Below are 11,879 nucleotides of genomic sequence, written 5' to 3'. Positions count from 1 at the left end.
GTTACGCCCGTTGCGGCTCGGCCGCGCACGCGGCGTCGAACGCGCGTTGCAGCGCGGCCGCGTCGAGATCCTCGCCGATCAGCACGAAGCGGCTCGCGCGCGTTTCGCCGTCCTGCCAGCGGCGGTCGAAATAGCTGTCGAAGCGGCGGCCGACGCCCTGGATCACGAGCCGCATCGGCGCGCCGGGCAGCGCGGCGAAGCCTTTCGCGCGATAGATCGTGTGCGCTTCGACCACGCGCTGCAGCGCGGCGATCGTCGCTTCGCGCGTGCCGGCGTCGCCCGACACCACCACCGAATCGAAATCGTCGTGATGGTGGTCGTGATCGCCGTCGTCGGCCGCACCGTGATGGTCGTGACGCAGGTGGATCGTTTCCTCCGACGCCGATTCGAGGCCCAGCAGCATCGCGAGATCCAGTTCGCCGCGCGTCGCGCGCACGATCTTCACCTGTGGCGGGATCTCGTCGCGGATCGCGGTTTCGATCCGCGCGAACTCGGCGTCGCCGACGAGGTCGGCCTTGTTCACGATCACGAGATCGGCGGACAACAACTGATCGGCGAACAGTTCGTGCAGCGGCGATTCGTGGTCGAGATTCGGATCGGCGCGGCGCTGCGCGTCGACGGCCTGCGGGTTTTCCGCGAACTGGCCACTCGCGGCGGCCGGCCCGTCGACGACGGTCACGACCGCGTCGACCGTGAAGCTGTTGCGGATCGTCGGCCAGTTGAACGCCTGCACGAGCGGCTTCGGCAGCGCGAGGCCCGATGTCTCGATCAGCACGTGGTCGATGTCCGCGCGGCGCTCGACGAGCGCTTCCATCACCGGATAGAACTCTTCCTGCACGGTGCAGCACAGGCAGCCGTTCGCGAGTTCGTACAACTGGCCCGATGCCTCGCCCCGTGCATCGTCGCAGCCGATGCCGCAGCCCTTGAGGATTTCGCCGTCGATGCCGAGTTCGCCGAATTCGTTGACGATCACCGCAATGCGGCGGCCTTCGGCGTGCTGCAGGATATGGCGCATCAGCGTCGTCTTGCCGCTGCCGAGAAAGCCCGTGACGATCGTGACGGGAAGCTTGCGTAGGGTCATGGTAGGTCCTGTGACGGAAATGGAATCAGGCCGGGGTCGTCGCGTCGGTGGCGGCGCGGCCATTCATGGGGCGGGACGCGGGAAGGCCGCCGCGCAGTCCGGCCGGACAGCCGCAGGACGGGCGGAACAACGAATCGGGCATGGTGCTTCCTTGCGAACGGTCGACATCGTGAATGCCAACACGGCTGCCGCGGCCCCGCCCGCGCCGCCTGCCGCTCGCCGCGCCGGCCGCTCGCGTGCGCGCGGCGGCAGATGGGCGGAGGAAGCGTCGAACACCGGGCGTCGGGCCTGCTGCGGCCGTGGACGATGCGCCGCCTCCCCGCGGCGCTGAACCCCAACGTTTAGGCCGGTATCCGGGCTGACGAACACGCCGCTTCGCCTTCCCGGATACGCGCGGCATCCAGTGGCGGTCGTTCGCATGCGCGGGGCATGCGGCGAAGCGGCGCTGCATCGCGCTGCGCGCGACGCGTTCGCTTACCGTTGCGGGGGCAGCACAGGTTGGCTCGACTGCGGCGCAGGCAGGCTCCCTGTTTCCCGTTTAACTGCGTGCGCCGGAGCGGCGCGCGCGAGCACCAAAACGCGTGCGAGTGTAGGCGGCGGTGCGGGGAGCGTCAAGGCGAGCGGCCGGCAGCAAATGCGAATGATTGTCGCTTTCAACTACGTGAGATAAACTTCGCTCGATAACGAAACCTACCATCACGCGACGGCCATGTGAGGCAATCACTCAGTCATCCTTAAATTTCCATGTCGAAACGACAGATATCCGGGCGGCGGTTTCCTGTGCTGGCCCTGTCGCTGTGCTCGATCGCCGGCGTTGCTTCCTGCCCTGCCCCGGCGGCCGAGTTCGACGACGAGCTGCCCACGCTCGAGGTGCGCAGCCGACGCCATCCGAACGATCCGCGCGCCGAAAGCGTGAGCACGGCGACCCGCACCGCGAGCGATCCGCGTGACGTCCCGCAAACCGTCGACAGCGTCCCGGTCGAGGAAACGCTGTCCTATGGCGGCCGCACGCTTGCCGACGCGCTGGCCGGCGTGCCGGGCGTGTCCAATACGTCGGACACGCGCTTCGATGCGTTCCGCATCCGCGGCTTTTCCGCCGCGGGCGACCTGCTGCTCGACGGCATGCGAGACGACGCGCAATACGTGCGCAGTCTCGGCAATATCGAACGCGTCGAAGTGCTGAAGGGGCCGGCCGCGGCGCTGTACGGGCGCGGCAGCGGCGGCGGCGTCATCAACCGGATCACCAAGCAGCCGTTGCCGGAAAACTTCGGACATGTCTCGGCGGCGACCGGAAGTTATGGACGGCTCGGCGCGTCGGTCGATCTCAACCGGATGCTGTCGAGCGCATGGAGCATGCGGCTCAACGCGGGGCGCGAACACGCAGGCAGCTTCCGCGACCACGTCGACGGCACGCACCAGTACGTCGCGCCGTCCATCAAGTGGCAGGACGCGCGGCGAAGCTGGCTGCTGCAATTCGAATACGACACGTACGACCGCGTGCCCGATCGCGGCATGCCGGCGCCGGTCGCCGCGGTCGACGCGGCCGGCAAGCCGGTCGCGTTCTCGCTGCCGTCCACGCCACGCGCAACCTTCTTCGGCGCGGCGGGCCGCGACACCCTCCGCGACGAGAACATGAACTGGCGCTCGGTCTTCACGCACGTGCTCGATGGCGACTGGAAATTGCGCCATACGCTGGGCGTGCTGGATTTGCGCAGCACCTTCGACAATACCTACGTCACGCAAAGCTACGTCACGAAGCCGCGCGACTACCGGCGCGTGCAACGTGCGCGCTACCTGCAGGACATGACGCATCTCAACGTGCAGACCGGCGTCGAGCTGAGCGGCAAAGTCGCGACCGGCCCCGGCTTGCATCACCTGCTGTTCGGCATCGAATACGGCTGGCAGAAACGCAGCCCGACGCTCTGGCAGGCCGACGCGGCGCCGGTCCCGATCACCGGGCCGGATCGTCTCGCGCCGGCCGGTAGAGCGCCGCGCCCGTATGCGATGAACCGCCATCGCCTCAGCGACTACGCGATCTTCGCGCAGGATCGCATCGACCTCGGGCGAGCGTGGAAACTGCTCGGCGGCGTGCGCGGGGAACGCTTCGACGTTGATTCGACCAACGCGCTGAACGCTTTGCATGCACGGCGCACGACGACGGCATGGAGCCCGCGGCTCGGCGTCGTGTGGTCGCCGGTTGGCGCGCACAGCGTGTATGCGTCGTACAGCAAGAGCTTCGCGCCGGTCGGCGGCGACCTGATCGGCATCACGCCGGACGCGCGCGGCAACGCCAACGATCTCGGCCCGCAATACAACCGCCAGTACGAGATCGGCGTGAAAAGCGACTGGCGCGATGGCGCGCTGAGCACGACGCTCGCACTGTTTCAGCTCGATCTGTACAACCGCCGCGTCGCCGATCCGGTTCGGCCCGGTTTTTTCGACCTCAACGGCCTCGAGCGCAATCGCGGCCTGGAACTGGGCGTCGCCGGCCGGCTCGCGGGCGACTGGTTCGTTCGCGGCGGCATCGGCTGGCAACACGCACGCGTGGTCGACGCCGAGCCGAAGTACGCGGGCAAGCGGTCGGCGGGCGTGTCCGGGGCGAACGGCAGCCTGTTCGTCGGCCATGCTCCGCTGCGCGGATTTTTCGCCGAACTCGGGCTGGTGTACGAAGGAGCGCGTTACGCCGATCGCGACAACCTGCTCGAACTGCCCGCATACGTCCGCTGGGACGGCAAGGCCGGATATCGCACGCGCGACCTCGAGGTGACGCTGGCGGCCGTCAACCTGACCGATCGCGACTACTACGCGAATGCGACGGGTCTCGCGCAGATCGTGCCCGGTTCGCCACGCACGTTTACACTGACGGCGGCGTACAAGTTCTGACCTCGCGGGCCGCGCCGACGCCCCGCGCAACCGGTCCGCCGGGCGGCTCGTGCGTTGCACGCCTGTGCTATCGTATGCGCCGCGTTCGGTGCTCGCATGCGCATTCCGCGCATGCAGTTAAACGGGAAACAGGAGGCGGATGTCCGCCCGGCCTGTGCTGTCCCCGCAACGGTACGCCGCCCGCGCAACGCGCTTTTCCGCACGTGCGCCCAGGCCGCCCGCGATGCCACTGCCCTTCGACCGGGCGGGAAGGCTGCGGTCTGGCAAGCGGCCAGCCCGGATACCGGCCGACGCAAGGGGCGAGCGCGATGCTCGCCGAACGCCCGATCCGCGGGGGACGGATGGGGTGCGCATTCCACCCGCGTTCGCGCGGGGTTTCGCCCGATCCGTCATGCACTGCCTGCCCGCCGGCCGCCGATGTGCCGCCCGCCTTCCCCGTTCCACTGTGTCGACACGGTGCGCACCGTGCCGCGCGCGATGAGCCGCGCATGGCTCGTCGGCGCGGGCCCCGGCGACGCCGACCTGCTGACGCTCAGGGCCGTGCGCGCGATCGGCGCGGCCGACGTGCTGCTCGTCGACGATCTCGTGAACCCCGACGTGCTGCGCCATGCGCGCGCCGACGCGCTGATCGAGCACGTCGGCAAGCGTGGCGGCCATGTGTCGACGCCGCAGGAGGCGATCGTCGCCGCGATGCTCGCGCACCTGCGCGCGGGCCGCAGCGTCGCGCGGCTCAAGGGCGGCGATCCGTTCGTGTTCGGCCGCGGCGGCGAGGAACTGGTCGCGCTCGGCGCGGCGGGCTTTCCGGTGGAAGTCGTCAACGGCATCACCGCGGGCATCGCCGCGCCGGCCGCGCTCGGCATCCCGGTCACGCACCGTGGCGACGCGCAGGGCGTGATCTTCGTCACCGGCCACGGCGCGGGGGCCGACGAGCCCGACTGGCGCGCGCTCGCGGCCACGCGCATGACGATCGTGATCTACATGGGCATCCGCCGGCTCGACGCGATTGTCGCGGCGCTGCGCGACGGCGGCCTGCCCGGAGATACGCCGTGCGCGGCGATCGAGAGCGCCACGCGCCCCGAACAGCGCCACCTGCTCGCGACGCTCGATACGCTCGTCGAGCGTGTCGGTGCGGCCGGTATCGGTTCGCCTGCGATCGTCGTGATCGGCCGCGTCGCGGCGCTCGCCGACGATCCGGCGGTGCGTGCGGCGCTCGGCGGCTGCGCATGATGCGCGTCGCGCTCGGCGTCGGCTTTCGCGCGGGCGTCACGGCCGCGCAACTCGATGCCGCGATCCGTGCCGCACTCGCGCGCTACCCGGCCGCCGAACCGGCGCTCGTCGCGACGCTCGCCGACAAGGCACGCGCCCGGGCGCTGCGCACGCTGTGCGCACGCCGTGGCTGGCCGCTCGTCGCGTTCGATGCGGCGCAACTCGCGAGCTGCCCGGAACTGGCCGCGAGCGGCCCGTCCGGCGCCGCGCTGGCGCGCTTCGGCATCGCGGGCGTGGCCGAGCCGTGCGCGCAGCTCGCCGCGCCGCACGGCCGGCTGCTCGGCCCCAAATCCATCCGGGACGGCGTGACGGTCGCGCTCGCCGGCCCGCTCTGAACCCGTTGTTTCGCTTTCGACAGGACGATTCCCGATGAAGACCGATTCCGAATCCCATCAGCGGATGGCCGAACGCCGCCGCGCCGGCCACGAGAAGAAGCAAGCCGCCGCCACGCAGGAAAAGGGCCTGCTGATCGTTCACACCGGCAACGGCAAGGGCAAGAGCACGGCCGCGTTCGGGATGGCCGTGCGCGTGCTCGGCCACGGCATGCGGCTCGGCGTCGTGCAGTTCATCAAGGGGGCGCTGCACACGTCCGAGCGCGACTTCCTCGGCGCGGTCGCGCAATGCGATTTCGTGACGATGGGCGACGGCTATACGTGGAACACGCAGAATCGCGATGCCGATATCGCGACCGCGCGCAAGGGCTGGGACGAGGCGCGCCGGATGATCGAAAGCGGCGACTACCGGATGGTGATCCTCGACGAACTGAACACCGTGCTGAAGTACGAATACCTGCCGTTCGACGAAGTGCTCGCGACGCTCGTCGCGCGTCCGGCGTCGGTGCACGTCGTCGTCACCGGGCGGCATGCGCCCGATGCACTGATCGATGCAGCCGATCTCGTCACCGAAATGCGGCTCGTCAAGCATCCGTACAAGGAGCAAGGCGTGAAGGCGCAGCGCGGCGTGGAGTTCTGAGCATGCCGGCCTGCCCCGCGCTGTTCGTCAGCGCACCCGCGTCGGGCCAGGGCAAGACGTCGGTGACGGCCGGCCTCGCGCGGCTGCACCGCCGGCTCGGCCGCCGCGTGCGCGTGTTCAAGACCGGCCCCGATTTTCTCGATCCGATGCTGCTCGAACGCGCGAGCGGCGCGAGCGTGCATGCGCTCGACCTCGGGATGGTCGGCGAGGCCGGTTGCCGCGCACTGCTCGCCGAAGCCGCGCGCGACGCGGACCTGATCCTGATCGAAGGCGTGATGGGGCTGTTCGACGGCACGCCGAGCAGCGCCGATCTCGCGGCCGCGTTCGGCGTGCCGGTCGTCGCGGTGATTTCGGCGAAGGCGATGGCGCAGACGTTCGCGGCGATCGCCTTCGGGCTCGCGCGGTTCCGGCCGGGATTGCCGTTTCACGGCGTGCTGGCCAATCGCGTCGGCTCGGGTCGGCACGCGCAATTGCTGCAACAGGCGTTGCCCGACGAGCTGCGCTGGCTCGGACACGTGCCGGCCGATGCGGGCATCGCGCTGCCGGAGCGACATCTCGGCCTGCATCGGCCGGCCGATATCGACGATCTCGACGCGCGGCTCGATCGCGCGGCCGATGTGCTCGCGCAGACGGCGCTGGCCGACTTGCCGCCGGCCGTCGCGTTCGCGGAACCGGACGTGGCCGCGCCGCTGCCGCGCGCGCTGGCCGGCAAGCGGATCGCAGTGGCGCGCGATGCGGCGTTCTCGTTCATCTATCCGGCCAATCTCGCACTGCTGGATACGCTCGGTGCGACGCTGCGATTCTTCTCGCCGCTCGCCGACGAACCCGTGCCCGACGATTGCGATGCGCTGTTTTTGCCGGGCGGCTATCCGGAACTGCATGCGGCGACGCTTGCCGGGAATGCCGTGACCGCACGGACGATTCGTGCGCACGCGGCAGCCGGACGGCCGATCGTCGCGGAATGCGGCGGGATGGTGTATTTGTGCGAATCGCTGACCGATGCGGATGGCTCGACGACGCCGATGCTCGGCCTGCTGCCGGGGCATGCGACGATGCAGCGCCGGTTCGCGGCGCTCGGCATGCAGCAGCTCGATACGCGCACCGGGCCGATGCGAGGTCATACGTTCCACTATTCGCGGCTCGCGACGCCGCTGGAACCGGTCGCGCGCGCCGCGCGGCCCGACGCCGCGCGGGACAGCGGCGAAGCCGTCTACCGGAGCGGCGCGATCGTCGCGACGTACATGCACATGTACTGGCCGTCGAATCCGGATGCAGTCGTGGCGTTGTTCAGCGGGGACGCGTTCTAGATAGCTGGATGCGGCGCTCGGATCGAGGCCGCTCGTTCGCCGTTCCGAAGCGGGGCCGATGCTCGGCCCGGCGCCGCGTGCCTCGCCTCGTCCGTCACACCAGAAACGCCTCGGTCAGCTTGACCCAGTACGACGCGCCGGTCGGCAGCGCCGCGTCGTTGAAGTCGTAGCCGGGGTTATGCACCATGCAGCCGCCCTCCCCGTCGCCGTTACCGATGATCAGGTAGCAGCCCGGCCGTTTCTCGAGCAGGAACGCGAAATCCTCGCTGCCGGTCAGCGGCACCATCCCGTCGATCAGGTTGGCTTCCCCGACCCATTCGCGAGCGACGCCGCGCGCGAACGCCGTCATCTGAGCATCGTTCACGAGCACCGGGTAGCGGCGCTGGTAGTCGATCGTCGCGGTCGCACCGAACACGGCCGCCTGCGCATGCACGACCTCGTTGATGCGCGTTTCGAGCAGGTCGCGCACCTCGGGCTTCAGCGCACGCACCGACAGGCGCATCTGCGCGCGATCGGGAATCACGTTCGGCGCCTCGCCCGCATGGATCGCGCCGACCGTGACGATCGCCATGTCGAGCGGCGACACGTTGCGCGACACGATCGTCTGCAGCGCCAGCACGATCTGCGCGCACACGACGACCGGATCGATCGCCCGGTGCGGCACCGCGCCGTGACCGCCGCGGCCCTGCACGTCGATGACGACGGTATCCGACGACGCCATGAACGCCCCCGGCAGGAAACCGAATTTGCCGGTCGGAAAGCCCGGCATGTTGTGCATCGCGAAGATCACGTCACACGGAAATTGCTCGAACAGCCCTTCCTCGAGCATCTTCTTCGCGCCGCCGAGCCCTTCCTCGGCCGGCTGGAAAATCAGGTTCAGCGTGCCCGAGAAGCGGCGTTCGCGCGCGAGGTGTTTCGCGGCCGCCAGCAGCATCGCCGTGTGGCCGTCGTGGCCGCATGCGTGCATCTTGCCTGCGATCGTGCTCTGGTACGGCAGGCCCGTCGCTTCGTGAATCGGCAGCGCGTCCATGTCGGCGCGCAGGCCGAGGCGCTGCTTGCCGTCGCCGACTTTCAACTGGGCGACGACGCCGGTGCCGCCGAGCCCGCGATGCACGGTGTAGCCCCACGACTGCAATTGTTCGGCGACGAGATCGCTCGTCGCGAATTCCTCGAAACCCAGTTCGGGATGGGCGTGGATGCGATGCCGAATCTCGATCATTTCGTCGGCGAGGCCTGCGGGAATCACGCTGTGCGTCACGGTGTCGTCTCCTGATGGGCGATGAGGAACATGCAGGCAACGATAGTCGATTCGGCAGCAACCGGGCAGACGGAAAGTCGTCGCGGTAGCAACCGGTGGTTGCTATATGGAAATATGGCTCAGGGCACATGGTGGCCGGCCATCCGGACGACTGACGCGGCCGATCCGGCCGTGCGACACTGGGCGTCCTGTCGCGAATTCTCGTGCAAGAGGGGTGGTCGTGGTCATTTATGCGCCTGAAATACTGCCTTTATCTCAAAGACTTACGAGATTATGTTCACTATTTGACGTTTGTACATTTTTTGTGTACGCTGATAAAAAAGTGAACAAGCGATCCTCGTTGATGCCCAAGAACGCCACTCTCCCGATGTCGGAACAGCAGGTGCTCGACGAAGCGTGCGCCGCGTTCGGCCGCATAACCCCGCGCTTCAACGCGCGGCCCGTGCGCATGCCGGCGGCATACCGCGCGCGTGCCGACGCGATGATTCGCTTCGACGTGGCGGGACAGGTCGTGGAGATGCCGGCCGCCGTGAGCCTTCGTATCGAATCGCTGGCGGGCGCGCTCGCGGAACTGCGTCGCCGCAGAGGCGGGACCGCACACGCGCCCGGCGAGCGGCCGCTGATGCTGGTCGCACCCTACCTTTCCGGCGAACTGGCCGCCGGCCTGATCGACCAGGGTATTCCGTTTCTCGACACCGCCGGCAACGTATGTCTGATCCAGCCGGAAGCGACCGTCATGATCGCGGGCCGGCCCAAACCTGCACGCACGCCGCGCCGGCAGGCGTCACGCGCGACGACGCCGAAGGGGCTGGCCATGATGTTCGCGCTGGCGACGCAGCCGGGCCTGGTCGCGCAGCCGTATCGGGAGATTGCCGCCGCGTCGGGCGTCGCGCTCGGCACGGTCAATCTCGCGATGGACGATCTGATCGCGCGCGGTCTCGTCGGGCAACGCCGCAACGGCGAGCGCCTGATTCCCGACTGGCCGCGCTTCGTACAGGAATGGGCCGCGCTGTACCCGAGCCGCTTGCGTGCGAAGCTGCCGAGTCGCCGGTTTGCCGGCCTCGCGCCCGACTGGTGGCGCGGCTTCGATTTCGCGGCCTTCGATGCGCAACTCGGCGGCGAGCCGGCGGCCGATCTGCTGACGCACGATCTGAAGCCGGCCGCGATCACCGTCTATACGCACGGCGCCGTGCCGAACCGCCTGCTGCTGCAGGGCCGCCTGCGTCCGGACGCGCACGGCGACGTCGAAATCCTCGAAGCGTTCTGGCCGCGCTCGCCGGCACTCGACTGGCGCGAGCAAGATGTGCCGCTCGTGCCGCCGCTCCTGATCTATGCGGATCTCGTCTCGTCCGGAGACAGCCGCAATCTTGCCGCCGCCGAACACATCCATGACCGATACCTCGCCCACCCGCCCGCTTGAAGTCGATGCGAGCCGCCCGCTCGAGCCGGCGGCGGTGGCGCTGCTGCAGTCGGTCGGCGCGGCCTGCGCGCAACTCGACGCGGCATTCGTCGTGGCCGGCGCGACCGCACGCGACATCCTGATGTGGCATGTCCACGGCATCCGGCCGGTGCGCGCGACGCGGGACGTCGACGTCGCGGTGTGCGCGGTCAGTTGGCCGTTTCATGCACGGCTCGTCGATACGCTCGTCGCGACCGGGCAATTCGCCCGCGCGCCGAAGCATCGGCAGAAACTGCTGTTCGACAGCGGTACGCAAGGTTTTCGCACGGAACTCGACCTCGTGCCGTTCGGGCCGCTCGAAGCACCGCCCGGCGAAATCGCATGGCCGCCCGGCGGCGACTTCGTGCTGAACGTGCTGGGTTTTCAGGAGGCGGTCGATACCGCGCTGACCGTGTCGATCGGCGCCGGCATCACGGTGCCGGTGGCGAGCCTGCCGGCGCTCGCGCTGCTGAAGCTGCTCGCGTGGAAGGACCGACGCGCACGCCAGAACAGCGACGCGTACGACCTGCTGTTCCTGCTCACGCATTTTCACGATGCGGGCAATCGCGAGCGCATCTGGGACGTCGCGCCCGACCTGCTCGAGCGACATGGCTTTCAGCCGGAGCTGGCGGCAGCGGCGCTGCTCGCGCGTGACGCGAAGCGCGCCGCGTCGCCGCATACGCGCGATGCGATCCGCGCGCTGTTGTCCGACGAAGCGACTTACGCGACGCTCGGGCAGGATCTGCAGGCCCGCGCGTTCGCGCTCTTGCCAGGTGAATTCAATGACGATGCCGACCGGTATCTCGATGCGTTCCGCGATGGCTTCCTCTCGGATCCGCCCGTTCGTCGGGCATGACATGCTGCCGCGCGACGGCAATACCATCGTGCATTCGCCGCGTCATGCCGAGGCTGCCCAGTCTTCGAGCGGCAACCCCGCGACACGACTGAATTCGCGACCATTGTTCGTGACGAGCACCGCACCGGCTGCGATCGCGTGGCCGGCGATCGAGGCGTCGTTCGCGCCGATCGGCGTGTCGCGTGCGGCAAGGTCGGCGCGGATCGCAGTCGTTGCATCGATCGCCGCGGTATCCCACGACAGCACGCCGTCCAGCCGCGCGACAAAGCTCGTCACGAGCTCGGCATGCTTCGGCGATGCCTTTCTGCCGACTGCACCAAACCGCATTTCGGCATAAGTAACGGCCGATACGACGATCCGGTGCTGCGCGTTGACGCACGACTGCAACCGCGACAGCACCGCGGGCGGCCGCTCGCGCATGATGAACGAACAGATGTTCGTATCGAGCATGTAGAGCGTGGTCACCGCTTGGACTCCGTCGGCACATCGGCGTCGCCGGACAAGTCGAAGCGGCCGGATTCGATGACGGCCGGGCGCTCGGCAAGGAAATCGGTATCGGCCAGCGGTTCGTTCGCGAACGACAGCCACGTGGGACGGACCGGCCGTAACAGCAGCGTATCGCCCTCGCGGCGGATCTCGAGCTCCGTGACACCCTCGAACTCCATGTCCTTCGGGATGCGGATTGCCTGGTTACGGGCGTTCTTGAAAATGGAAACGGTGCGCATGAGCCACTCCATGGGAGTACGATGCGCCCACTGTAGACATATGCTGGCATATGTCAATTTGGCGGGAGGCGAATCCACCGTTGCGCCCCACGT

11 protein-coding genes and 2 riboswitches are annotated in these 11,879 nt (G+C 68.6%); of the genes, 7 read left to right on the top strand and 4 right to left on the bottom strand.

Features of this window, described 5'->3' with window-relative positions:
* Position 1 precedes the first annotated feature (1 nt).
* Positions 2-1,081 (bottom strand): cobalamin biosynthesis protein CobW, encoded by a 1,080-nt coding sequence (gene cobW, locus WS89_RS06170; protein ID WP_059789878.1) that lies wholly within the window; start codon positions 1,079-1,081, stop codon positions 2-4.
* Positions 1,082-1,408: 327 nt separating this feature from the next.
* Positions 1,409-1,673: riboswitch (cobalamin riboswitch) on the bottom strand.
* A 152-nt stretch (positions 1,674-1,825) separates the two neighbouring features.
* Between cobW and WS89_RS06165 the strand changes: the two genes are divergently transcribed.
* From WS89_RS06165 to WS89_RS06145, 5 genes are all read left to right on the top strand, one after another.
* Positions 1,826-3,964 carry a TonB-dependent receptor gene (locus WS89_RS06165; RefSeq protein WP_059789876.1) on the top strand — a complete coding sequence of 713 codons (2,139 nt, stop codon included), beginning with the start codon at positions 1,826-1,828 and terminating at the stop codon, positions 3,962-3,964.
* A 68-nt stretch (positions 3,965-4,032) separates the two neighbouring features.
* A riboswitch (cobalamin riboswitch) is annotated at positions 4,033-4,270 on the top strand.
* Positions 4,271-4,381: 111 nt separating this feature from the next.
* Positions 4,382-5,191: a uroporphyrinogen-III C-methyltransferase gene (gene cobA / locus WS89_RS06160; protein WP_179949849.1), complete on the top strand. Its 810-nt coding sequence runs from the start codon at positions 4,382-4,384 to the stop codon at positions 5,189-5,191.
* The gene (locus WS89_RS06155; protein ID WP_059789874.1) at positions 5,188-5,565 is read left to right on the top strand and encodes a cobalamin biosynthesis protein; all 378 of its coding nucleotides are present in this window, start codon (positions 5,188-5,190) and stop codon (positions 5,563-5,565) included. Before cobA ends, WS89_RS06155 begins: the two co-directional genes overlap by 4 nt.
* A gap of 34 nt (positions 5,566-5,599) precedes the next feature.
* Complete coding sequence (cobO, locus tag WS89_RS06150) at positions 5,600-6,202, top strand: cob(I)yrinic acid a,c-diamide adenosyltransferase (protein ID WP_059789872.1); 603 nt, start codon at positions 5,600-5,602, stop codon at positions 6,200-6,202.
* Positions 6,203-6,204: 2 nt separating this feature from the next.
* A complete protein-coding gene (locus WS89_RS06145; protein ID WP_059789870.1) occupies positions 6,205-7,509 on the top strand; it encodes a cobyrinate a,c-diamide synthase in 1,305 nt (434 codons plus the stop codon).
* Between the two features lie 94 nt (positions 7,510-7,603).
* Here WS89_RS06145 and WS89_RS06140 read toward each other — a convergent pair whose 3' ends face one another.
* Positions 7,604-8,767, bottom strand: coding sequence for a M20 aminoacylase family protein (locus WS89_RS06140; protein WP_059789869.1), 1,164 nt, complete (start codon positions 8,765-8,767; stop codon positions 7,604-7,606).
* Between the two features lie 343 nt (positions 8,768-9,110).
* Between WS89_RS06140 and WS89_RS06135 the strand changes: the two genes are divergently transcribed.
* Both WS89_RS06135 and WS89_RS06130 read left to right on the top strand, forming a co-directional pair.
* A complete protein-coding gene (locus WS89_RS06135; RefSeq protein ID WP_059789867.1) occupies positions 9,111-10,187 on the top strand; it encodes a type IV toxin-antitoxin system AbiEi family antitoxin in 1,077 nt (358 codons plus the stop codon).
* Positions 10,156-11,061, top strand: a complete 906-nt coding sequence (locus WS89_RS06130; protein ID WP_059498938.1) for a nucleotidyl transferase AbiEii/AbiGii toxin family protein — start codon at positions 10,156-10,158, stop codon at positions 11,059-11,061. The genes WS89_RS06135 and WS89_RS06130 overlap by 32 nt, the downstream gene beginning before the upstream one ends.
* Positions 11,062-11,103: 42 nt before the next feature.
* Here WS89_RS06130 and WS89_RS06125 read toward each other — a convergent pair whose 3' ends face one another.
* Entirely contained in the window at positions 11,104-11,526 is a 423-nt protein-coding gene (locus tag WS89_RS06125) for a PIN domain-containing protein (protein ID WP_059789866.1), read from the bottom strand.
* The gene (vapB, locus tag WS89_RS06120) at positions 11,523-11,786 is read right to left on the bottom strand and encodes a type II toxin-antitoxin system VapB family antitoxin (protein ID WP_059789959.1); all 264 of its coding nucleotides are present in this window, start codon (positions 11,784-11,786) and stop codon (positions 11,523-11,525) included. Before vapB ends, WS89_RS06125 begins: the two co-directional genes overlap by 4 nt.
* Positions 11,787-11,879: the final 93 nt, after the last annotated feature.

It is taken from the genome of Burkholderia sp. MSMB1072 (assembly GCF_001524725.1).
GTDB lineage: Bacteria > Pseudomonadota > Gammaproteobacteria > Burkholderiales > Burkholderiaceae > Burkholderia.
The sequence above is the reverse complement of the archived record's forward strand: the minus strand, read 5'-3'. Positions and strand labels throughout refer to the sequence as shown.